This is a genomic window from Arthrobacter sp. QXT-31, from assembly GCF_001969265.1.
Taxonomy (GTDB): Bacteria; Actinomycetota; Actinomycetes; order Actinomycetales; family Micrococcaceae; genus Arthrobacter.
The window spans coordinates 3,768,793-3,791,693 of record NZ_CP019304.1 but is presented as its reverse complement, the minus strand read 5'-3'; the positions used below and the strand labels follow the sequence as shown (position 1 = coordinate 3,791,693).

The 22,901-nt window shown below is 66.2% G+C and carries 19 protein-coding genes; 3 read left to right on the top strand and 16 right to left on the bottom strand.

All coding sequences use genetic code 11. From position 1 onward, the window contains the following. Positions 1-3: 3 nt before the first annotated feature. From nrfD to ychF, 5 genes are all read right to left on the bottom strand, one after another. Positions 4-1,086: an NrfD/PsrC family molybdoenzyme membrane anchor subunit gene (gene nrfD / locus BWQ92_RS17250; protein ID WP_076801492.1), complete on the bottom strand. Its 1,083-nt coding sequence runs from the start codon at positions 1,084-1,086 to the stop codon at positions 4-6. Then, the gene (locus tag BWQ92_RS17245) at positions 1,083-2,078 is read right to left on the bottom strand and encodes a 4Fe-4S dicluster domain-containing protein (RefSeq protein ID WP_076801490.1); all 996 of its coding nucleotides are present in this window, start codon (positions 2,076-2,078) and stop codon (positions 1,083-1,085) included. Before BWQ92_RS17245 ends, nrfD begins: the two co-directional genes overlap by 4 nt. Continuing rightward, on the bottom strand, positions 2,079-5,378 hold the full coding sequence (gene fdh / locus BWQ92_RS17240; RefSeq protein ID WP_236782992.1) for a formate dehydrogenase: 3,300 nt from the start codon (positions 5,376-5,378) through the stop codon (positions 2,079-2,081). 306 nt (positions 5,379-5,684) lie between these two features. Next, positions 5,685-7,133 (bottom strand): hypothetical protein, encoded by a 1,449-nt coding sequence (locus tag BWQ92_RS17230; protein ID WP_076801483.1) that lies wholly within the window; start codon positions 7,131-7,133, stop codon positions 5,685-5,687. A gap of 275 nt (positions 7,134-7,408) precedes the next feature. Next, the gene (ychF, locus tag BWQ92_RS17225; RefSeq protein ID WP_076803787.1) at positions 7,409-8,494 is read right to left on the bottom strand and encodes a redox-regulated ATPase YchF; all 1,086 of its coding nucleotides are present in this window, start codon (positions 8,492-8,494) and stop codon (positions 7,409-7,411) included. A 168-nt stretch (positions 8,495-8,662) separates the two neighbouring features. On the opposite strand from ychF, the gene BWQ92_RS17220 reads away from it, so the two are divergent. After that, positions 8,663-9,961, top strand: coding sequence for a DNA recombination protein RmuC (locus BWQ92_RS17220; RefSeq protein ID WP_076801480.1), 1,299 nt, complete (start codon positions 8,663-8,665; stop codon positions 9,959-9,961). Between the two features lie 36 nt (positions 9,962-9,997). Here the strand turns inward: BWQ92_RS17220 and BWQ92_RS17215 are convergent, their stop codons facing one another. Beyond that, positions 9,998-11,074 carry a 4-hydroxy-3-methylbut-2-enyl diphosphate reductase gene (locus BWQ92_RS17215; protein WP_076801478.1) on the bottom strand — a complete coding sequence of 359 codons (1,077 nt, stop codon included), beginning with the start codon at positions 11,072-11,074 and terminating at the stop codon, positions 9,998-10,000. A 59-nt stretch (positions 11,075-11,133) separates the two neighbouring features. Continuing rightward, positions 11,134-11,982: a hypothetical protein gene (locus tag BWQ92_RS17210; RefSeq protein ID WP_076801475.1), complete on the bottom strand. Its 849-nt coding sequence runs from the start codon at positions 11,980-11,982 to the stop codon at positions 11,134-11,136. 321 nt (positions 11,983-12,303) lie between these two features. Here BWQ92_RS17210 and xseA point away from each other — a divergent pair, with 321 nt between their 5' ends. Beyond that, positions 12,304-13,587, top strand: a complete 1,284-nt coding sequence (gene xseA / locus BWQ92_RS17205; RefSeq protein WP_076801473.1) for an exodeoxyribonuclease VII large subunit — start codon at positions 12,304-12,306, stop codon at positions 13,585-13,587. Between the two features lie 62 nt (positions 13,588-13,649). Further along, positions 13,650-13,907: an exodeoxyribonuclease VII small subunit gene (locus BWQ92_RS17200; protein WP_236782991.1), complete on the top strand. Its 258-nt coding sequence runs from the start codon at positions 13,650-13,652 to the stop codon at positions 13,905-13,907. A gap of 79 nt (positions 13,908-13,986) precedes the next feature. Here the strand turns inward: BWQ92_RS17200 and BWQ92_RS17195 are convergent, their stop codons facing one another. The 9 genes from BWQ92_RS17195 to BWQ92_RS17155 form a co-directional block, all read right to left on the bottom strand. Further along, on the bottom strand, positions 13,987-14,841 hold the full coding sequence (locus BWQ92_RS17195; RefSeq protein WP_076801471.1) for a PPK2 family polyphosphate kinase: 855 nt from the start codon (positions 14,839-14,841) through the stop codon (positions 13,987-13,989). 35 nt (positions 14,842-14,876) lie between these two features. Next, entirely contained in the window at positions 14,877-16,097 is a 1,221-nt protein-coding gene (locus BWQ92_RS17190) for a pyridoxal phosphate-dependent aminotransferase (RefSeq protein ID WP_076801468.1), read from the bottom strand. Positions 16,098-16,251: 154 nt separating this feature from the next. Beyond that, complete coding sequence (locus BWQ92_RS17185) at positions 16,252-17,211, bottom strand: ABC transporter substrate-binding protein (protein ID WP_076801465.1); 960 nt, start codon at positions 17,209-17,211, stop codon at positions 16,252-16,254. Next, positions 17,208-17,951 carry an ABC transporter permease gene (locus BWQ92_RS17180; protein WP_076801462.1) on the bottom strand — a complete coding sequence of 248 codons (744 nt, stop codon included), beginning with the start codon at positions 17,949-17,951 and terminating at the stop codon, positions 17,208-17,210. Before BWQ92_RS17180 ends, BWQ92_RS17185 begins: the two co-directional genes overlap by 4 nt. Then, positions 17,948-18,661 (bottom strand): ABC transporter permease, encoded by a 714-nt coding sequence (locus BWQ92_RS17175; protein WP_076801460.1) that lies wholly within the window; start codon positions 18,659-18,661, stop codon positions 17,948-17,950. Before BWQ92_RS17175 ends, BWQ92_RS17180 begins: the two co-directional genes overlap by 4 nt. Next, the gene (locus tag BWQ92_RS17170; RefSeq protein WP_076801457.1) at positions 18,661-19,749 is read right to left on the bottom strand and encodes an ABC transporter ATP-binding protein; all 1,089 of its coding nucleotides are present in this window, start codon (positions 19,747-19,749) and stop codon (positions 18,661-18,663) included. Before BWQ92_RS17170 ends, BWQ92_RS17175 begins: the two co-directional genes overlap by 1 nt. A gap of 191 nt (positions 19,750-19,940) precedes the next feature. Beyond that, positions 19,941-21,002: a ribosome small subunit-dependent GTPase A gene (rsgA, locus tag BWQ92_RS17165; RefSeq protein WP_076801454.1), complete on the bottom strand. Its 1,062-nt coding sequence runs from the start codon at positions 21,000-21,002 to the stop codon at positions 19,941-19,943. Positions 21,003-21,338: 336 nt separating this feature from the next. Next, entirely contained in the window at positions 21,339-21,791 is a 453-nt protein-coding gene (locus BWQ92_RS17160) for an NUDIX hydrolase (protein WP_076801452.1), read from the bottom strand. Positions 21,792-21,893: 102 nt separating this feature from the next. Continuing rightward, positions 21,894-22,895 carry an N-acetylglucosamine kinase gene (locus tag BWQ92_RS17155; protein WP_076801449.1) on the bottom strand — a complete coding sequence of 334 codons (1,002 nt, stop codon included), beginning with the start codon at positions 22,893-22,895 and terminating at the stop codon, positions 21,894-21,896. Positions 22,896-22,901: the final 6 nt, after the last annotated feature.

Genomic DNA, 22,901 nt, shown 5'->3' with positions numbered 1-22,901 from the left:
GGCTCACTCTGCGGTCGTGATCGAATCGTGCACCACGCCTGCCCGCCGGCGGGCAGCGAGCCGGTTCTTCTGCGGTTCGACGGTGTAGCGGGGGTTCTCCGTGGAGCGGATACCGGCACGCAATATCCCGAACCGGGTCAGGGCCGAAGCGCCGAGCAGCGCCACCCCCGACACTGCCGCGGTGAGCCTGTGCCTGCCGCCGAGGAGAGCACCGACGCCGCCGGCCACCGCCAGCCCCTCACTCCAGGCCAGCATCCGCCCCGGTCCGCCCAGGTGCAGGGGCTCCGCCGCGACCGGGTCCATGTTCTTCTCCATGACCCGGGTGGCGATCAAATCGCCGGCGACGCCGAGCACCGCCAGTGCCCGGGCCGGCCCGGCCTCTTTCACCGGGGTAGTGATCATGGCCAGGCCCGCCGCAGCGAGGCTTGCAGAACTGACGAAGACGAACGGCAAATCCTCCCGGGCGGCGTTCCAGGTGGGGTTCGCGGTATCCGACAGCAGGACGGCGGTGTAGACGGACAGCGGGGCCGCGAACACTGCGGCTTCCACCCCCGCCGGACCCTCAAGCCCCCGCAGCAGCCGGCGCAGCGGCCCGAGCGGCAGCCGCGAGCCGGTCATCCGGTCGATCTCGGAAACGGCTGACACTCCGACACCGGCGCTGAACGCCGTCAGAACCCACGAGCCCAGGCTCATCGGCGATGTGAGCTTGATCGTGCGGAGCATGTTGAGGAACCGCTCGGGGCGGCCCAGGTCCTCCACGAGCGCCACGGCGCCCAGCCCGACGGCGGCGAGCGCGGCCAGCCGGCTGTTGCGGCACAGCACCTGGTTGCCTGTCACCTGCCCGCCGACGCCCAGCAGAGCCGAGCCGCCGGCCACTCCCCCCAGGAAGAGATACACGGCTATCGGGTCTCCCCACGGCGGCGGCTTGACGATCGGCCGGCCGTAATAGGAAGTGAACTCCGCCTCGGGGACCATCGGCTCTTCGCCGCGGCCGCCGCCTGTCCCGGCGCGGCGGCGCTTGCCATGGCCTTTGCGCCCGCGCGGCGGTTCTGGCGGGCGGTACTCGTCGAAGTCGGAGACCGTCAAGCGCGGCCTCCCACCAGGAAAGCCGCGGTGGCGGCGGCCAGCATACCGGCGGCGGCAATGCCCGCCCGCTTGAACATGCGCGGCAGGTCCGCCGTGGGCACTCGGGGGTCCGGCGGCAGTCCGTACACCTCGGGTTCGTCCAGCAGCAGGAAGACGGACCCGGTGCCGCCGACGCCGTCGGAATCATTGGCTCCGTAGAGCCGCGCCTCCGTCAGCCCCTGCGCATGCAGTTCGGCCACCCGTTCCTTCGCGGTGGCCACCATGGTCTCGCGCTCGCCGTACTTGATCGACGTGGTGGGGCAGGTCTGGGCGCATGCGGGGGTCTGGCCGTCAACAATCCGGTCGTAGCACAGCGTGCACTTCTGGGCGACGCCGACGTTGCGTGTCGGGGCCTGTTCCCCGGGAGTGAAGTCGCGCTCGGTCTTCGTCCCTACCGTGCCGTTACGGCGCCGCTCGATCACTCCGAACGGGCACCCTGCCACGCAGGTTCCGCAGCCGTTGCACACATCGTCCTGGACGACGACGGTTCCGTGCTCGGTGCGGAACAGGGCACCAGTGGGACAGACGTCGAGGCACCCGGCGTTGGTGCAGTGCTTGCACACATCGGAGGACATCAGCCACCTGAAGTCGGGGGTGTCCGGGGGCGTGGTGTCCGCTCCGGCCAGAGCCGACGCCTTATGTTGCCCAGGTGGGCCGAAGCCGGGCATGCCAAGACTGACAAGGGCCCGGCCGGATTCGCGGGCCCGGCCGATCTGCTCCCGGTCTTGCTCGATGAACGCGACGTGCCGCCATGTGTCCGCTCCGAGCGACCCGGTGTTGTCGTAGGAAGACTCAAGCAGCTCGTACTCCGAGTCGGAGGGGTTGCGGTTCCATTCCTTGCAGGCCACCTCGCAGGCCTTGCACCCGATGCAGATTGAGGTGTCGGTGAAGAAGCCCTTCCGGGGATGCCCGGTGTGCCTGACGTGATCCGGAGATTCGGTCAGCTGGTTCATTCAGTTCTCCTCCTTCGTCCCGTGGCCCGTTGCCCGGCCGGGACCGGTAACTTTCTGGTTCCCGGTTTCCGGCGTCACCCCTGCACGGGTCTGGTATTCAGCGATCAGCGAGAGGAGCGCGGCGCCGCGCGGCCGCCGCCCCGGGACGATGTCGCAGGACCCGGCCTTGGATTCCTGGATCTGCACGTTCGGATCGAGGGTCACGCCGAGCAGGTCATTGGCGGCGTCGCCGGAAACCACGGCGTCCTGCCCGACGCCCCAGTGGTAGGGCAATCCGATCTGGTGGAAAGTCCGCCCGCTCACAATCAGGGGTTTCACACGGTCTGTCACCAGCACCCTGGCCTCGATCGCCGAACGGGGCGAGATGATGGTGGCCCACCCGTAGGGCTCCAATCCCCGTTCGGCCGCCAGCGCCGGGGACACTTCGCAGAACATCTCCGGTTGGAGCTCGGCGAGGTAAGGCAGCCATCGACTCATACCGCCGGCGGTGTGATGCTCGGTCAGGCGGTACGTGGTGAAGACGTACGGGTAGACCTCGGACCCGCGCTCGCCTGCACTGGGTGCGCTGAGGTTGTCCGCGCGCGGGAACGTCAGCCGGGCGGGGTTCTGCTGCTGCCGGTACAGCGGGTTGGCGATTGGGGACTCCTGGGGCTCGTAGTGCGTCGGCAGGGGCCCGTCCACCATGCCCTTCGGGGCAAACAGCCATGCCTTGCCGTCCGATTGCATGATGAACGCATCGTCGCCGGCGAGCGCCTCGGCACCTCCGGCGTCGACATCCGGACGGGACCCGGGTGCGCGCTCCACGGGGAAGTCCGGCACGTCCTCTCCGGTCCACCGGTTCTGCTCCGGGTCCCACCAGATGTACTTCTTACGTTCGCTCCACGGTTTGCCGTCGGGGTCCGCGGATGCACGGTTGTAGAGAATCCTCCGGTTCGCGGGCCACACCCAGCCCCATTCGGGGGCCACCTGGCCCTGCTCCTGCGCCGGTTTCCGGTCGGCGGCATGGTTGATGCCGTCCGCGTAGACCCCGGTGTAGATCCAGCAACCGCCCGACGTCGAGCCGTCGGCGCGCATCTCCGTGTAGGAGGAGAGAGGCTTCCCGGCCTGCGGCCCGGTCAGGTGCATGCCGTTGATTTCCGCGAGCACCGCCTCGCCGTCGGGCTCGCCATGTTCATCGACGGGATAGTCCCACGTCAGGTCCAGCAGGGGCCGGTCCCGCTCATCGGTCGAGTCCGCCAGCTTCGCGCGGATGCGCTTGCCCAGTTCATAGAAGAACTCGAGTTCGCTCTGGCAGTCGCCCGGCGGCTGGACAGCCTGATGGCGCCACTGGAGCATCCGCTGCGTCTGGGTGAAGGAACCGGATTTCTCCACGTGGGTGGCTGCCGGCATGAAGAAGACCTCGGTGGCTATGTCCTCGGTCTTGAGTTCGCCCGAGGCGATCTCCGGACCGTCCTTCCACCACGTAGCTGATTCGATCAGGCTCAGGTCCCGCACGACCAGCCATTTCAAGTGGGACATGCCCAGCCGCTGCATGCGGCCGTGGGCCGACCCGACGGCTGGGTTCTGGCCGAAGAGGAAGTAGCCCTCGACGTCGCCGTCGAGCATGCTCATGACCGTCTCATACGTGCCATGTCCTCCGGTGATCCTGGGCAGATACTGGTAGCCCCATTCCGACTCCTCATTGGCTGCGTCGCCCCACCATGCCTTGAGCAGGCTGATGGTGTAGGTGTCGGCGGCGGCCCAGTATCCCTTCTGGCTCGGCGAGGAAATGCCCTCCAGGTATTGCTCCAGCGTCTCCATCGCGGCCTTGGGCATCGGGAGGTAACCCGGCAGCAGGTTGAACAGGGTCGGGATGTCGGTGGACCCCTGGATGCTGGCATGGCCGCGCAACGCCATCACGCCCCCGCCGGGCCGTCCCACGTTGCCGAGCAGCAATTGCAGGATCGCCGCGGTCCGGATGAACTGGGCGCCCAGCGTGTGCTGCGTCCACCCGACGGCGTACGCGAAGCAGGTGGTCCGGTCCCTTCCGGAGTTCTCCGTGATGGCCCGGGCGAGGTAGTCGAAATCCTCGGGGGAAATGCCGCAGGCCTCACGGACCATCTCAGGGGTGTAGCGCGCATAGTGCCGCTTGAGGATCTGGAACACGCTCCGCGGGTGCTCCAGCGTGTAGTCATGTTCGAACCTGGGGTTTTCCAGCGTCGGGCCGCCACTGCCGTATTGGTGGCCGGCTGCCCGGGCCGAGGTATCCGCGCCGTGTTCGTGCCCGCCGCCTGATTCCGCCCCCTCCTTGCGCTCATAGGCCCAGGAAGAGAGGTCGTACTGCCCGGTTTCGGGGTCGAATCCCGAGAACAGTCCGTCCAGGTCCTCAGTGTCTCGGAAGTCTTCACCCACCAACGTTGCCGCGTTGGTGTAGGCGAGCACATACTCCTTGAACCACAGCTCGTTGCTGATCACGTAGTTGATCAGGGCGCCAAGCAGCACGACGTCCGAACCGGCGCGGATGGGCACATGTTTGTCGGCCACGGCACTGGTGCGCGTGAACCGCGGGTCCACATGGATAACCTTTGCGCCCCGGGCTTTGGCCTCCGTCACCCACTGGTAGCCGACGGGGTGGCATTCGGCCATGTTCGAGCCCTGAATGACGATGCAGTCGGCGTTGGCCATGTCTTGGAGCGATTGTGTGGCGCCGCCCCGCCCAAATGAAGTTCCCAAACTGGGAACCGTGGCGGAGTGTCAAATGCGGGCCTGATTCTCCAGCTGGATGGCTCCGGCGGCAGTGAAGAGCTTCTTGATCAGGTAGTTCTCTTCATTGTCCAGAGTTGCCCCGCCGAGGCCTGCAATGCCCATGGTGCGGCGCAGTGGCCGCCCTTGGTCATCGTTCTGCTGCCACTTGTTCCGGCGTGCCTCGAGGAATCTGTCGGCAACCATTTCGATGGCGGTTTCCAGGTCCAGCTGCTGCCAGTCCTTGGCGTGGGGTGCCCGGTAGAGCACCTTTGTCTGCCTGCCTGGGGCGTTGACCAGCTGCTCGCTGGCCGAGCCTTTGGGGCAGAGCCTCCCCCGGGAAATCGGTGAATCCGGATCGCCTTCGATCTGGACGACTTTCTCGTCCTTGACGAAGACACGCTGGCCGCATCCGACGGCGCAGTAGGGGCAGACGCTCTGGACCACCCGGTCCGCGGTCGAAGTCCGCGGCGTAATCCCGCGGGTCTTGGGCGACGTCACGGCTTCACCGCGGCCGAGTGGATCCCCGGACGCGAATTGCCGTACCACCGGCCACCCCAAGAAGCTGAACCGCGACATGGGCCCACCTTAGCCCATCCCCCTTCCCCGGCAATAGGGGCGGGCCGCGACTGGTACGGCTCCGCTGGAGCACCGGATGCCGCCGGGGGCCAATGCCGGGTCCGAGTCAGATGCCGAAGCGAACCCTCGCCATGGCCCCGCAAGGCAAATCACGTCTCCCCGCGTCCAACCCCACTGTCGTTGACTTGCGCAGGCCCGAAGTGCGGCTCGCCGACTCCACGGTATCGATCTCGTCAAAGCCCGGCGAAGCTCGATGCCTCACGACCGTGACGCGGAAGTTTCAGGATTGCGCGGCGAGCCTCGCTGTCAGTGGTCATGCGCGACAAGTGTGAGCATCTGCTCAACCAACCGACGGGCGGCGGCCGCCGTACTGCCATCCTCTAGCCACATGGACAGCGCGACCCGTACTAAATCGTCCGGAGTGGAAGAAACGAGGACTTCGCTCATAACTTCAAACACCCGCTGATGCGGCACGAACCGGGCAGCATCAATCGCGATATGAAGATCAGGAGTCGTCGCGCCGAGTCCAGCAGCCGCGTCATGATCACGACAACGAAGGACTTCCAGCAGGAGCAATTCAGGTGCCATCACCCCAGGGAGGAAGAGAAGCTTTTCGTCGGCATAACGATCGCGCTGATCTCCGTCCAGCACTCCGACCGTCCGGAGCTGCCGAGATCGGCCGGCAATGTTCACCCCCCGCACGACTTCGTCTTTGCCGCCGCTGTCGATTACATCCACTTGTGCTGCTCGGTCCGGCGCGTAGCAACCAAGAAAGAAATGAACGATCTTGCGAGCCATGTCATCTTCAACGAACACGAGCAGAGAAAGTGGTGCGCGAGCCCGTCCAAGAGTCCGCAGCAGCGCTTCCGTATGTGCTACCTCTGATATCACGGCGCCGCTAGCGGTGCCTGACACCTGCCGAACGACCTCCGCGGGTAGACGGCGGATCATCACTTCCGAATGCGTCGCGAGAATGACCTGACACCCCGTCTCGAGAGCTAGGCGCGCGATCTCGTCGACGAACCCGCGGTGGCCCGGCTGCGCGAGAAATGTCTCCGGCTCATCTATCAGGACGACCTCGTTTTCGTCCGCCGATCGCAGATGCCATATAACGTAATGGACCCAGAACTCCGACGCGCTCATTGTCCAAACTTCCGTTTCGTGCGAACTGCGCATAACACGGAAGTAAGGAAAATATTGATCATTCTCTTCGAAGTGACCATACGCCACCGACTCGTACGTGTGGCCGGTAATCGCCTGCAGTGCGTCGACTTGCGATCGCTTAAGGTCTGCAACTTCGAGCGGCTCACTCGGACGGGTGGGCATCCAGTTCTGGGAGAAATAGGAAAGGTCACTAAGAGCCGTAAACGGCGTAAGCCGCGTTGCAACCAAAGGCTGCAACGACGCGTCGTAGTCACGACGATGTCTCCAGTGGATCGGTCGAGAAAAGTTAACGAGGTCGGCCGGGCTTCCCGTCCTAAGCGCCAGCGCATAGTCACCGCTGAATTCCGCCTCATGGCCCGTTGTCTCAATGGGTAGATTGGTTTTTGTTTGCCACCCGGGTAAACCCTCAGCAACCGCTGACAGGAGGTAACTCTTCCCCGCGCCGTGGACTCCCGTGAGCGCAGTCAGCCTCCCAAACTTGACTGAACCTTGCGCCAGCACGGGCGACGAGGCGACATCCAGTCGCTCGACAACGCCTCGTTCGACACCGATGCGTTCCCAGACCCGTGCGCGGGAGTCGATGGACGGCATTGTTTGATCCTCTCTCAGTGTCTCGCCCACCGAAGCTCGTCAGAAAAGCGGCTCTGGGGAGATCTCACTGCAATCCGCTCGGCATCGCCGCCTACATAGGTCAACCTGCGCGCACGTACCCCTAGCTCGCCATCAAGCTCCGCGGAGTGACCAGCACGAGGAAGGCCAGAGCTAGGCCCTCCCACGAGCCAATCTCCGGCAAGTTCGGTTTCCGGAGCCCCACGTCCGCTGGCCTGCGGAGACGCTCCGATTCACGGGATTGCATCGGAACTCGGTCAGACGTTGAAGCGGAACTCCACCACGTCGCCGTCGGCCATGACGTATTCCTTGCCTTCGATGCGGACCTTGCCGCGGGACTTTGCTTCTGCCATGGAACCGGCGTCGATGAGGTCCTCGAAGGAGACAATCTCCGCCTTGATGAAGCCACGCTGGAAGTCCGAGTGGATCACGCCGGCTGCCTGCGGGGCGGTGTCACCCTGGCGGATGGTCCACGCACGGGCTTCCTTGGGTCCGGCCGTGAGGTAGGTCTGCAGGCCCAGCGTGTGGAATCCGACGCGGGCCAGCTGGTCCAGTCCGGATTCGTCCTGCCCGTTCATCTCGAGCATTTCACGCGCCTCAGCCTCGTCCAGCTCGACGAGGTCGGCCTCGAGCTTCGCGTCAAGGAAGATGCAGTCGGCGGGTGCAACCATGGCACGCAGCTCGGCCTGCTTCTCCTCGCTGCCGAGGATGCCTTCGTCCGCGTTGAAGACGTAGATGAAGGGCTTGGCCGTCAGAAGGCTGAGCTCTTTGAGGTGCTCCATCTCCAGCTTGTCGCTCTCGATGGAGGAGTAGATGGTGTCGCCACGCTCCAGCACCACCTGTGCGGCCTTGATGGCAGCGAGCTCGGCGGCCTCCCGTTTCTTGATCTTGACCTCTTTTTCGATCCGGGGAATGGCCTTCTCGATGGTCTGCAGATCGGCGAGGATCAGCTCGGTATGAATGGTTTCCATATCCGAGCGGGGGTCGACCTTGCCGTCGACGTGGATGACGTCCGGGTCATCGAAGACGCGCACCACCTCGGCGATGGCTTCCGCTTCACGGATGTTGGCGAGGAACTGGTTCCCCAGGCCCTCCCCTTCGGAGGCGCCCTTGACGATGCCGGCGATGTCGACGAAGGAGACTGCCGCGGGCAGTACGCGCTGCGAGCCGAAGATCCCGGCCAGCTGCTGCAGCCTGGGGTCGGGCAGGTTCACGACGCCGACATTGGGTTCGATGGTTGCGAACGGATAGTTCGCGGCCAGGACCTGGTTGCGGGTCAGTGCGTTGAAAAGTGTTGATTTGCCGACATTGGGCAGTCCGACGATGCCAATAGTAAGAGCCACGGACATTTATTCTACCTGTTCGGCCCCCACACCCCGTGCCGCCCTCCCCCGCCGGCAGCCTGCGTCCGCGTCGCTTGCCCTGCCCCGCTTCCCCGGCCTCGCTTCCCCTGCCTCGCGGCGGGTGTTGCCCTTCCAATAAATGTCACAGCCCCGTGCCACAGTGAAGGCATGGAACCTTTTGCAGTAATTCTGGCCTTGTTGATGCTGTTGCTGGGCGCCGTGTCCGGCGCGGGCGCGGTGTATGTGGTGTTGCGCCGCCGCAGCAGCGCCCTGGAAGCGGATTTCGACGGCGTTTCGGCGCGGCTTTCGGAAATGAGCGCCCAGTTTGCTGCCGCGGATGCCGAGCGGAAGCTGCTGTCCGCCCAGAACCGGGACCTGGGCATGTCACGTGAGCAGGACGCCAGCGTCCTCCGGGCCCTGGCCCCGGTGGCCGAAAAGCTGACTGCGGTGCAGCAGCAGGTATCCCTTTTGGAACGGGACCGGCTTGAACAGTATGGCCAGCTGGCGCAGCAGCTGCAGGAAGCCCGCCTCACCGACGAGCAGCTGATGCGGTCCACCCATGCCCTTGAGTCCGCGCTCAGGTCAAACAGCGCGCGCGGCCAGTGGGGTGAGGTGCAGCTGCGGCGGGTCGTGGAGGCGGCCGGCATGATGCGGCACGTGGACTTCCACGAGCAGCAGCACGGCACTTCAGGGGCCGAGGCCACGGTCCGCCCGGACCTTGTGGTCCAGCTGCCGGGCGACAAGCAGCTCGTGGTCGACGCCAAGGTACCGCTGTCCGCCTACCTCGAGGCGCAGGAGCTGGGACAGTCAGCCCATGACAAGCCCGGGCTCAGCCAGACTGCGCGGCAGAACCTCCTGGCGGCACACGCCAAAGCACTGAAGACCCACGTGGACGCCCTCAGCACCAAGAAGTACTGGGACATCTCCGGGAACTCGCCGGAACTGGTGATCTGTTTTGTCCCCGCCGAGTCCATCCTCGCCGCCGCGCTGTCCGCCGACCCGGCCCTCCTGGACCACGCACTCTCCAGGAACGTGGTGCTGGCCTCCCCCGGCACGCTGCTCGCGGTGCTCAAGTCCGTGGCGTTTACGTGGCGCCAGGACGTCCTCACGGACAGCGCCCGGGAGCTCTTCGAACTTGCCCGGCAGCTGTACGAGCGGATGGGCACCCTCGGAGACAACATCGGCAAGCTGGGATCCTCGCTGAAAACCTCGGTGGACCGCTACAACGCGATGGTCGGCACGCTGGAGGCGCGGGTGCTTCCCACGGCCCGGAAACTCAATGCCTTGGACACCAGCGGCCTGGCCACCCCACCGGCTGTGCAGGTCACACCGCGTTCACTCGCCGCCCCGGAACTGCAGGGACCGGAATCCCTGGGCGCTGAACTCCGGGGCAACGAACTGCAGGGCGCTGAATCCCGGGCCGCTGAACTGCGGGCAGCCGGAGATGAGGAAGAACACGCCGCTTAGGGGGATCCGCCGGGCGGACGCCTGCTCGCGGTCGTCCTAGCGCGAGCGGCGTCCGCCGAGGGCGCGGGAGACGTCCCCCGCTTCCTTGAGCGTCGCGCGGAGTTCCTTGGGCAGGGAGAAGAGCAGGTCTTCCTCGGCAGTCACAATCTCTTCGACGGCGTCGTAGCCGTAATCGGCCAGGAGGCGGAGCACATCCTTGACCAGGACCTCCGGAACAGAGGCACCGGACGTTACGCCCACCGTGGCAACACCCTCGAACCAGGACTCGTCCACCTCGTTGGCAAAGTCCACACGGTATGACGCCTTGGCGCCGTATTCGAGCGCCACTTCCACCAGGCGGACGGAGTTGGAGGAGTTTGCCGAACCGACCACGATCACCAGATCGGCCTGCGGTGCGATCTTCTTGATGGCCACCTGGCGGTTGGTCGTGGCATAACAGATGTCGTCGCTGGGCGGGTCCTGGAGCGTGGGGAACCGCTCCTTGAGCAGCCGGACGGTTTCCATGGTCTCGTCCACGCTGAGCGTGGTCTGGGAAAGCCAGATGACCTTTTCCGGATCCCGAACCGTCACCTTGTCCACCTCGTGGGGACCATTGATGATCTGGATGTGGTCGGGAGCCTCGCCGGACGTTCCTTCCACCTCTTCGTGGCCGTCGTGGCCGATCAGGAGGATGTCGAAGTCATCCTTGGCGAAGCGGACGGCCTCCTTGTGCACCTTGGTCACGAGGGGGCAGGTCGCATCGATCGTGCGCAGCCCGCGGTCCTCCGCCGACTGGACCACAGCCGGGGACACGCCGTGGGCGGAAAAGATGACCAGGGCACCTTCGGGCACTTCATCCGTCTCGTCCACGAAGATGGCCCCCTGCTCCTCCAGGGAGCTGACGACGTGCACGTTGTGGACAATCTGCTTCCGGACATATACGGGCGGCCCGTAGTGCTGCAGGGCCTTTTCGACGGCGATGACCGCGCGGTCCACGCCCGCACAGTATCCGCGCGGGGCTGCCAGCAAGACCTTCTTCGGGCCGGGGACCGGTGCCGCCGCGAGCACTTCCTCCGGCGAACGCCGCCGGCGCGGGACGGTTGGCATCGAAAGGGAAACGGCTGAGGAAGTCATTGCTCCATGCTACCGGCTGGGCGGCAGGACCCCGGGCTGGCCCTCTGTCTGCCCGCAGTTTACCGCCTGCGGGCCGGACCTCCGACCACCCTGATCAGCACGCCTGCCGCCACCAGGACGCCACCCGCGATCGCCGTCGCCAGCGTCCAGGACGCAAACCCGGCAGCCGAAGCAGCGACGAACTCCCGCTTAAAGAGGTCTGCCATTTCGTTGCCGCTGGCCGTGGCGATGACAAGGTCGGCGGCCCAGCGGGATACCAGCGCCCACAAGCCGGCAACCACCAGTGCACCCACCCCTATGCCGGCCAGGACCTTCCACCGCCGCCGGGCTGCCACGAGGGCCAAAAGGAAGGCCACTCCGGCGCCGACGGCCAGGCTGTATCCGAGCGGCGAGTAGGCGGTGACCTGTTCAACCAGTTGGCGCTGGTTCGCCTGGCCGATGTTCACCAGAGTCTGGCCCGGAGCCTCCAGCGGAACACCCACCTGGCGGGAAACCTGCTTGGCTGCGAGCGCGACAAGTGGTGCGACGTCCAGGGTCAGCGACGTACTGGAATCCGCTTCGGGCGGAAGCGACGCCGGATCGGTGAAGTTCAGGCGGTGGCTCTTCCGCAGCGTTTCTTCCCAGGCGGCCGGGTACTCGGGCAGTCCTGTCAGTGAGGTCGCCGCCGATTCCAGCACCGGCCGGACCAGTCCGGCCACCTGCGGAGGGACGGTCCCGCCGGCATCAATGCTGTTGACGGCGGCCGTCGCCAGGCGCTTCTGGAAGTCCGGGTCCTTCCCCAGCGGTGCCGCCAGGGCAACGAAGCCATTCTCCTGCACAATGTTGCGGTCCACCCAGATGGCCGGCACGGCGGCGGCGGAAAGGAGGAGGCCAAGGATGACGGCCAAGGCCGCAAGAAATGAACGCAAGGGCTTCCTAGCTGGTCGGGTTTCTCGGCTGGTCGGGTGCCTGGCTGGTCGGCAGGACACTGCCATCCTAGGCGCGCCCCGGTGCTATCAAAAATGTGTGGCGATCAATAATGTCGGCGATGTGAATTGCCGGGATACCAACCACGCTGCCGCTGCCAACAATGTCAGCGGCCGGTGGTACAGCTATGGATAGAGTTGATTAACCCACCGCCCGCTATCTACCCCGCAGTATCTGTCCCACAGCACGTATCCCACCGCGCACCATCCACAGGCAAAGGACCGCGACCATGCACCTGGCATCTGCCGCCACCGGGGCTGCACATGGCTGAAAACGCCACCGTCCCTGTACCCGGCACCGCTCCTGCGCCCCGGGCCAGCACAGTGCCGGCCACCGCCGCCGACACAAGCCCGGACAACCCGTGGCCGCTGCAGTTGCTCTCCCAGAAGCTCAAGACCCACATCGAGCGTGCGCCGGCAGCCTGGGTTGAAGGGCAGGTCATTGAACTGAACCGGCGCGGAGGCAGCGCGTTCCTCACGCTCCGGGACGTGGACGCCGAGATCTCACTGCCGGCGTCGATCTGGTCAAAGCTGCTCGACCGGCAGGAGACGCCGCTTGAGCGCGGGAGCCGCGTGGTGGCACTGCTCAAGGCCGAGTTTTGGCTCAAGACCGGGCGCCTGAACATGTCCGTGAAGGACATCCGCCCTGTGGGGCTCGGCGATCTCCTCGCCCGGATAGAGCGGCTGCGCCATGCCCTGGCCGCGGAAGGACTGTTTGCCGAGTCGCGGAAAAAGCGCCTGCCGCTCCTCCCCCACCGGATCGGGCTCATCACGGGCCGCGATTCCGACGCCAAGAAGGACGTGCTGCGCAACGCGGCCCTGCGCTGGCCGGCAGTTGAGTTCGAGATCCGCGAAGTCGCGGTGCAGGGCAACACCGCCGTATCGCAAATGGTCAAGGCATTGCGAGAACTTGATGCCCGTCCCGAGGTCGACGTGATCGTGATCGCCCGCGGCGGCGGCGCGCTCGAGGACCTGTTGCCTTTCAGCAGTGAGGAACTCATCCGCGCCGTGGCTGCCGCGGTGACTCCTGTGGTCAGCGCGATCGGACACGAGGCGGACCGGCCCATCCTGGACGACGTCGCCGACCTCCGGGCCTCTACGCCCACGGACGCTGCCAAAAGGATCGTGCCGGAAGTCTCGGAAGAACTTGCCCGGGTGCGGCAGGCCGAAGCCCAGCTCCGCCGCTCCGTCACGCTGTTGGTGGCCCGTGAAACGGACCGCCTGGCGGCGATCCGGTCCCGTCCGGTCCTCGCGGCTCCGGAGAGCATGATCACGGCGCGCGCGGAAGACGTGGAACGGCTGGCCCGGCGCTCCACCGCGGCCATCGGTGCTGCGTTGACCAGGGCTTCCGACCAGTTGGTCCACCTCCAGGCGCAGGTCCGGGCATTGTCACCGCAACAAACCCTCGACCGCGGTTATGCCGTCGTACAGCTGCCCGGGTCCGCCGGGGCAGTCGTCCGCCAGCCGTCCCAGGCCCCGGCGGGCACCGCGCTCTCCGTGCGGGTGGCCGGCGGGCGGTTTGGCGCGGAATCCACCGGGACGCCGTAATAAGCGCCTGCAGTACGCCGGCACCAATTTGACCCCTTTACGAACATGACAGGCCAGGAAGAATGACAGACGCGAACAGCACAGATCACCCGGACAGCGCACCCCAGCCCGGCCCCGCACTCCCTCCGGACATCGATGCCCTCAGCTACGAGGAAGCACGGGAACAGCTGGTGGCCGTGGTCTCCAAGCTGGAGGCCGGCGGGACCAGCCTCGAGGACTCCCTGGCCTTGTGGGAGCGGGGCGAGGCTTTGGCGCGGCGCTGCGAGGAATGGCTGGAAGGCGCCAGGAAGCGGCTTGCGGCAGCCCGCAAAGACGGCTGAGCGCCAGGCGAACTTAGCCGGGGACTAAGCCCGGCTCGACCGTTCGACCTCAGGACGGCCGGCTCAGGGCCGCCCGGTCTCAGGACCGCTCGACGAGGCGGCGCTCGGCTTCCACATCGAACTCGGCCTTGGGCCATTCCAGTTCAAGCTCACCGAGACCCTCCAGCAGCAGCTGCTGCACGGCGATGCGGGCATACCATTTCTTGCTGGCGGGCACGACGTACCAGGGCGCGTGGTCGGTGTTGGTTTCGTCGAATACCGCCTGGTACGCCTCCATGTAGTCGTCCCAGAAAGCCCGCTGCTTCAGGTCCCCGGTGTTGTACTTCCAGTGCTTCGCGGGATTGTCCAGCCGGGCCAGCAGCCGTTCCTTCTGCTCCTCGTTGCTGATGTGCAGCATCACCTTAATGATCTTCGTGCCCACGGCAGCCTGCCTGGCCTCAAACTCGTTGATCGACCGGTAGCGGCGCTCCAGTTCCTTCGGGTCTGCCCAGCGGTGAACCCTGTGGATCAGGACATCCTCGTAGTGGGACCGGTCAAAGACCCCCAGCATGCCGGCGGCCGGGACTTCCTTTTCGATGCGCCACAGAAAGTCGTAGGCCTTTTCTTCAGGCGTGGGGGCCTTGAAGGACTTGAACTGCACGCCCTGCGGGTCCATCGCACCCAGGACGTGCTTCACGATTCCGCCTTTGCCGGCCGTGTCCATTCCCTGCAGGATCAGCAGGACACGCTTGGTGCCGCCGAACTTGGACTCGGCAAACAGCTTCTCCTGAAGATCCGCGAGTTTGTCATCGAGCTCCTCAAGGAGCGTTTCGCCGTCGGCCTTGTTTCCGGGGTAACCGGGAGTGGCATTCGGGTCCACATCCGCCAGCTTGAATCCCTTGCCGACTTTCAGGGATTCGGAGGGGAACTTCGTGAATTCCGCAACGCTGGCCATGGGGACCTCTTTCCACTGTTGTCTGTGGGTAAAGGCTAATTCCCCTGATACCTGCTGAGGAAGTCTCCCATCCGGCCAATTGCTTCCTCGATGTCCTTGACGTTCGGCAGGGTGACCATCCGGAAGTGGTCTGGCCGTACCCAGTTGAACGCACGGCCGTGGGAAACGAGGATCTTCTGTTCCTTGAGCAGGTCCAGCACGAACTTTTCGTCGTCCCGGATGCTGTAGACCTCAGGGTCCAGCTTGGGAAACAGGTAAAGGGCTCCCCGCGCCTGCTGGGTGCTGACGCCGGGGATGGCGTTGAGCATGTCGTACGCCTTGTTCCGCTGCTCCAGCAGGCGCCCGCCGGGCAGGATGAGGTCGTTGATGCTTTGGTATCCGCCCAGGGCAGTCTGGATGGCGTGCTGGGCCGGGACGTTGGCGCAGAGCCGCATGTTGGCCAGCAGGTTGATGCCTTCAAGGTAGTCCGCGGCTTCCTTCTTGGGCCCGGAGATGGCCATCCACCCCGCCCGGTAACCGCAGACGCGGTAGGCCTTGGACAGCCCGCTGAAGGTCAGGCACAGCACGTCGTCGCCGGTGAGCCCCGCCAGGTTCACATGAACGGCGTCGTCATAAAGAATCTTCTCGTAGATCTCGTCGGCGAAGATCACCAGGCCGTGCTTTTCCGCCAGGGCCACGATCTTCCGCAGTGTGTCCTCGGGGTACACGGCGCCGGTGGGGTTGTTCGGGTTGATGACCACGATCCCCTTGGTGCGGGGCGTGATCTTGGCTTCGAGGTCTTCCAGGTCAGGCTGCCAGCCGGACTCTTCGTCGCAGAGGTAGTGGGTGGGACGGCCGCCGGCCAGCGCCACCGACGCGGTCCACAGCGGATAGTCCGGGGTGGGGATCAGGATCTCGTCGCCCTCTTCGAGCAGGGCCATCAGCGACATGGTGATGAGCTCGCTGACGCCGTTGCCCAGGTAGATGTCGTCCACGTGGATGCTCTGGATGCCGCGGGTCTGGTAGTACTGCGAGACGGCGGTGCGGGCCGAGAAGATGCCGCGGGAATCGCTGTAGCCCTGGGCGTTGGGCAGGTGGCGGATCATGTCCACCAGGATCGCGTCCGGCGCTTCAAAACCGAAGGGTGCGGGGTTGCCGATGTTCAGTTTGAGGATCCGGTGGCCCTCTGCCTCCATCTGCTGGGCGGCCTGAAGAATCGGTCCACGGATGTCGTACAGGACATTATGAAGCTTGGTGGACTGCTTGAATTCTGCCATCCATCAAATATGCCACAAGCGGGATGTACTTCGGGGAGACGTGCCTCACACGCGGTTGACGATTGCGGTCGCCCACCTCCAAGTAGCTCGCAGTTGTTGCCGTTTTGGGGGTTCAAAACGGCAACAACTGCGAGTGAGTTGGATCCGCCCGGGGCTACTTGACGATGCCCTTGTCCTTCAGCCACGCCGTGGCCGCGTCCTTGGCGTTCTGCTTCTGGCTTCCGCTGACCGCACGGTTGAGGTTGATCAGGTCCTCCGTGGTGAGGGTCCTGGACACGTTGTTGAGCGCTTCCTTGGCCTTGTCGGTCACCTTGGCGTCGTTGTAGAGCGGCAGGACCTGCTGGGCCTTGAAGTTGTTCTTCGGGTCCTCCAGCACCACGAGGTCGTTGTCCGCGATGGACGGCGTGGTGGTGTAGATGTCGGCCACCTGGACCTCGTCGCTCAGGAGCGCCTGCAGGGTCAGGTTGCCGCCGCCGTCGCTGAAGGGTTTCAGCCCCTTGAGTTCGCAGCCGTAGTTCTTCTTGAGCCCCGGGAACCCGTAGGGACGGGTTTCAAAGGTGGCCGGTGCCCCCAAGGTCAGGTCCTTGCAGACCTTGGCAAGGTCCTCGATGGACTTGAGTTGGTGCTTTTCGGCGGTGGCCTTGGTGACCACCATGGCGTCCTTGTTCTCCGCTTTGGACGGCTCCAGCACGGCGAGTCCCTGCGGCAGCTTGCCCGGAAGCGCCTTGTAGATGTCTTCCGGCGTGACCTCGGCAGCCTCCGCATCCACGTGCGAGAGAAGGTTGCCGGAATAGTCCGGAACCACGTCCACCGATCCGTCCTGCACGGCCTTGAAGTAGATTTCACGGGAGCCGATGTTTGGCTTGGTGGTGGCAGTGACGCCGGCCGCGTTCAGGGCGCCGGCGTAGATCTCGGCGATAATCTGGCTTTCCGGGAAGTCGGCAGAGCCGACGATCAGGGAACCGCCCGCTGCCGCGGTTCCCGCGCTGGTGGTCGGACCCGACAGGGGGTCCCCGCCCCCGCCACACGCGGAAAGCGCCAGGGCGACGCCGACACCGGCGGCGAGGCCGCCCAGGCCACGGCGGGTAAGAGTCGTGCGGACGGGATACTTCATGCGGTGCCTCCTTGAACAGCGGCCGCCGCGGGCGCGGCAGCCGAGAGATCGGTGGCGGCCTTGCGGCCACCTTTGGAACGTGTGGAAAGTCCGGGTGAAACGACCAGCCGCTGCACGGCCGCCAGGACAAGGTCGACGACGATCGCCAGCGCCGCGATAAGCAGCGAACCCGCCAGCATCCGGGGGAAATCCTGGAGCACCAGCCCGTCGAACAGGTAGCGTCCCAGGCCGCCCAGGGGAAGGTAGGCCACCACCGACACGGTGGCGATCACCTGCAGCACCGCGGTGCGCACGCCGCCGAACATCACCAGCAGCCCGTTCGGCACTTCCACGCCGAACAGGACCTGCAGCTCTTTCATGCCCATGGCGCGGGCGGCGTCCACCACGTTGCGGTCCACGCTCGAAATGCCGGCGTACGTGCCGGCCAGCAGCGGCGGCACGGTCAGGATGACCAGCGCCCACACCGGCGGCATCAGGCCGCTTCCGGCGATCAGGGCGAACAGCACCAGCAGTCCGAGGGTGGGCAGTGCGCGAAGCGCGCCGGCTACGGCCACCGCCACCACGCGCCCCCTGCCCGTATGCCCGATGTAGAGGCCCACGGGGACCGCAATGGCGGCGGCGATGATCAGGACCAGTCCGCTGTACTGCAGGTGTTCGAGCAGCCGGGCGAGAATCCCGCCAGGTCCGGACCAGTGAGCGGGATCGGCGAGCCACGCGAAGGTTTGGGTGAAGAGGTTCATGAGCCGGCCCCCGCGTGCACTTTGGCATCGGCAATGAATTCGGCCCCGGTCTTGGCGTTGGCGTCGGTCCGCACGGCCCCGGCCCGGGTCCACGGCGTGAGGACCCGTTCCAGGACCACGAGCAGCGCGTCCATCACCAGGGCCAGCAGCAGGATGGCGACAATCCCCACCACCACTTCGGTGACGAAGTTCCGCTGCAGCCCGTCCGTGAACAGCATTCCCAGGTTTCCGACACCCAGCAGGGCGGCGACACTCACGAGTGAAATGTTGCTCACCGACACCACGCGCAGGCCGGCGAACATCACGGGCAGGGACAGGGGCAGGTCGATCTGCAGGAACCGCGCGGCCGGTTTGTATCCCATGGCGACGGCTGCCTGCCGGAGGTCATCGTCCACGGAGTCGAAGGCATCCATGGCCGCCCGCACGAGCAGTGCCACTGCGTAGATGGTCAGCGCGACAATGACGTTCAGCGGGTCCAGGATCCGGGTTCCCAGCAGCGGCGGCAGGATGATGAACAGCGCCAGCGAGGGGATGGTGTAGAGCAGGGAACTCACCGTGGTCACGAAATGCCGGAGTGCGCTGTGCCGCCGCGACAACTGGGCCAGCGGAACGGAGATCAGCAGGCCCAGGACCATCGGGACCAGGGCCAGGACCAGGTGCTGGCCGGCCCGTTCGAAGACCATGGAGCTGTTGGCCAGGAACCATTCCATCAGAATGCGCCCTGCCGCGTCCGGCGCGCGGACTCGATGACGGAGAGTACCTCCGCCCCCCTGACGACGCCGGCAACCTTGCCGTCGCCGTCGACCGCTACCCCGAGCCCCGAGGGCGAGGACAGTGCTGCGTCCAAGGCGCGCCGGAGGGTGTCGCCCGGCCGGAACAGGGAGCCGCCGGGCACGAGCTGGGCGTCCGGGCCGGGGCCTTCCCAGCCCAGCGGGCGCCGGTCGTCGTCCACCACGAGGCGCCAGCCGTCCGCACTGGGACTGGCCTCCCCGCCGAGGGTGACGGTTTCCACGGGATGGACCGCCACGCCGTCGGCCGTGGTGAAGGCGAGGTGCCGGAACCCGCGGTCCCGGCCCACGAAGGAAGCCACAAAGTCGTTGGCCGGCGCCCGGAGGATCTCCTCCGGCGTGGTGTACTGCGCCAGTTTGCCGCCGACAGCGAAGACCGCCACCTTGTCCCCCAGCACTGTGGCCTCGTCGATGTCGTGGGTGACAAAGACGATGGTTTTGGCGAGGTCGCGCTGCAGGCGCAGGAGTTCCTGCTGCAGTTCGTCGCGGACCACGGGATCCACGGCGCTGAAGGGCTCGTCCATCAGCAGGACCGGCGGATCGGCTGCGAGCGCCCGGGCCACGCCGACGCGCTGCTGCTGGCCGCCCGAGAGCTGTGACGGGTAGCGCTTGCCCAGCGACGGAGCCAGCCCCACGACGTCGAGCAGTTCTTCCGCGCGCCTGCGGGCATCAGCCTTCGAAACGCCGTTCAGCCGGGGCACGGTGGCGATGTTGTCCACCACGGACCGGTGCGGCATCAGGCCGGACGACTGCATGACGTAACCCATGGAGCGCCTGAGCTCGGCTGCCGGTACCGACGTGACATCACGTCCGCCCACGGTGATGGTCCCGGAGGTGGGCTCCACCATCCGGTTGATCATGCGCAGGGAAGTCGTCTTGCCGCAGCCTGATGGTCCGACGAACACCGTGATGGAGCCGCGGTCAATGGTCATGCTCAGCTGGTCCACCGCCGGTTGGCCACTCTGGTACTGCTTGGTGACGCTCTGGAACTCAATCATGGCTTCGGCCATACCCGGCTTACCTAACTGTTGGCGGCAACATCGGACGGTAAAGCGAATTGATCATATGCACGCTGTTTTTTGGCTGTAAAGCACGTCTTGACACAGCGTAACCAGTGCCTGCAGCAAACGTCCGCAGGCGCACGCACCGTAATCATTCGGAGACAAACGCCTTCGGCATGGAGGAGTTTTAGACGTCCGGCTCAGGAATGCCGGTAGCGTTCGGCTGCCCGCTGGCTCCGTCCGGCCACCACCACCTTCTGGTGCCATTCCCGCTGGTATGCCCGGCGTGCGGCCGCGTCGTGGCGCCGCTCCAGGGCGGCGAGCTCGCGCTGCAGCTTGAGGTAGCTGGCCCAGCGCCTTTCCTCCAGGGAGCCGTCGTCGAGCGCCGCACGGACCGCGCACCCGGGTTCCCTGTCGTGGGCGCAGTCGGAGAAGCGGCACTGTTCGAAGAGCATCTGCAGGTCCCCGAACATCTCCTCCATCCCGTCCTCGGCGTCGAACAGCCCGAACCCGCGGACGCCCGGAGTGTCCATCAGTACGGCACCATTGGGCAGCGGCACCAGTTCCCGCGAAGTGGTGGTGTGCCGCCCCCTGCCGTCGGCGGCCCGCACGTCGCCTGTCGGCTGGACGTGGTGCCCCACGAGTGCATTGATGAGGGTGGACTTCCCGGCGCCGGAGGGACCGAGCAGGGCCAGCGTCCACCCCGGCTGCACCCGGGAGAGCAGTTCGTCGATGCCGTCCCCCTGCTCGGCCGAGGTGGTCACCACGTCCACACCCGCTGCCTGCAGGATGACCTTCCCGACGACGTCATCGGCGATGTCCGCCAGGTCCGCCTTCGTGATGATCACCAGCGGCGTGGCACCGGAATCCCAGACGGCCACGAGCGTCCGTTCCAGCCTGTTGTGGCTTAGCGGGCGGTCCACGGGAACAACCACACCCACCATGTCGATGTTGGCCGCGAGGACCTGCGCCTCGGTGGACGGGTCGAAGGCACGCTTGCGGCTCAGTTCGGACGTGCGCGGAAGCACCCCGACGACGGCCGGTTCCGCCGCGCGGTTGCGGCCGAGCCAGACCCAGTCGCCGGTGGCAGGCACCGTACCGGCCGGGTACGGCAGGTGCACCAGTCCGTCGGCGGTGGCCGCGACAATCCGGTTGCGGTCCACCCGGACGACGCGGGCGGCAGCCTCGCCGCCGTCGGCCGGATGGGCAGCGAAGTGCCGGGCCGCAGCCTCCGTGAAACCGTATGGGACGGGGCCGGGCATTGGGTCAGGTTGTGTTGAAGGGTTTTGGTTTTGAAGCTGGCTGGCACAAGGGCCGGAAGAATTTTTCACTGTAAACCTCGGGTTGGCCCCGAAGCGCCGGCCGGCAACAGCTTTTGCGCTTTGTGCTGGCTAGGAGGCGGGCGCGGGGGCAGGAGTAATGAAGGTGATTTCGACAGGGCGCGGAGCGCACACGAATTCTGCAGTCATCAGGTCCACCTCCCCCGCACGAAGTTCATGCCAGACTGGCCGCCGCCGGACAGAATGCCCGCGGACTCCCCCAGAATAGCCATGCCGGCGCCCGCTGGCTAGGGCGCCGTGGCAATTGAGTCCGGAAATTCAGTCCAGCTTCCCGTTGACCGGCCGTTCGCGGAAAAGCCGCAGCGCGGCGTCGACCAGGGACACCCTGTTGAGCGAGTCAACGTCGTTCAGCGGTATCCACGCGGCATGAGTGGTGGAACCGTTTAATTCATGGGTGAGCTCGCCACCGGTCACCCTCGCCTCGTACACCAGGCGGAGCGCCTGGAAGTCGCGGTCCGCGCCGGCCAGCCGCGAACCCGCCGGCCAGTGCCCGACGTCGATACCCAGCATCGCGCCGATCTCGGCGTGGTAGCCGGTCTCCTCGAAGACCTCACGGATGCAGCCGTCCACGGGATGTTCGGCCAGGTCGAGACCGCCGCCGGGCAGCGTCCAGCCTTCCTTGCCGTCCTGCTTCCAATAGGCCAGGAGGATGGCGCCGTCGTGGATGATCACCGCGTAGGCTGCGGGCCGGGTGTCGAAGAGAACGGTCATGGCTCCAGCGTAGCCCGGCCCTATCCGTGGCGGCTGAGGTTCGTGGGGCGGCAGAATCCCCGTCGCCCCGCCCGGTGTGAAGCTCAGGCCACGGACCCGGTCCTATGCCTGCTCGCGGACCAGCTGCGGGACACCGAAAACCGGGTCCTTCTCAAGAATCCGCACATCGCTAACTCCTGCAGCGGCCAGGTGCTTCCGGAACGACTCCTGGAGCCGGGCAACGTTCATGCCCAGGCCGCTGCCCAGAATGACCGGGCCGTCCAGCCCCAGCTGCCGGAGAACCTGGGCGGCCATGTCCGCCAGGGCCTTGCCCGCCTGGTCGATCAGCTCGCGGCTGACCCTGTGGCCGGCGTCGGCGGCCTCCACCACCAGCCGGGCCTGCTGCGCCCAGAAGCGGCGCCCGGTATCCGGGGAGTGGAACATCGCGATCAGCTTGTTGGGGTCATCGGTGTGGCAGGAGTCCAGCAGCGCCCGGGTCAGCTCGTCCGGCTCCTGTCCCTGGTTCATGCGCCGCAGGCTGTGCCGCACTGCCTCCCGGCCCAGCCAGTAGCCGCTGCCTTCGTCGCCTAGAAGGTAGCCCCAGCCGCCGGCCCGCGCCTCGCCGCCCCGGCCGTTCGTGCCCCAGGCCGCCGAACCGGTGCCCGCGATGACGGCGACGCCGGTGCTGGCGCCGCCGGCAGCGAGCAGGAGCCGGGAGTCGTGAACCACGGTGATCCTGGCGCCGGGGACGTGCGGCTCGATGAGGGCCGCCAGGGCGGCAGCGTCTGCCTCCGTGTCGATCCCGCCGGAGCCGGCGTAGACCTGCGACACCGGTCCCTGTCCAATCCTGGCGAATAGCTCAGCCAGATGCGCGGCGGCTTCCTCACGGCTGACGTTCTGGACGTTGGCGCTTCCCACGCTCTCGTCAGCCACCGGCTCCCCGCGTTCGAAGCGGACGCCCCGCGTCTTGGTGCCGCCGATGTCGAGGCCGATGACGGCGTCGGCGGGGCCGCCGGCGGCGGCCGGACCGGAACCGGACGGGGCAGCAGAGGGCGCGGCCGGGGTGGACGCGTCGGCATTGGACGCGGCAGGGGCCGCACCGGATAGGTTGTCAGAGTTAGTCACCAGAAC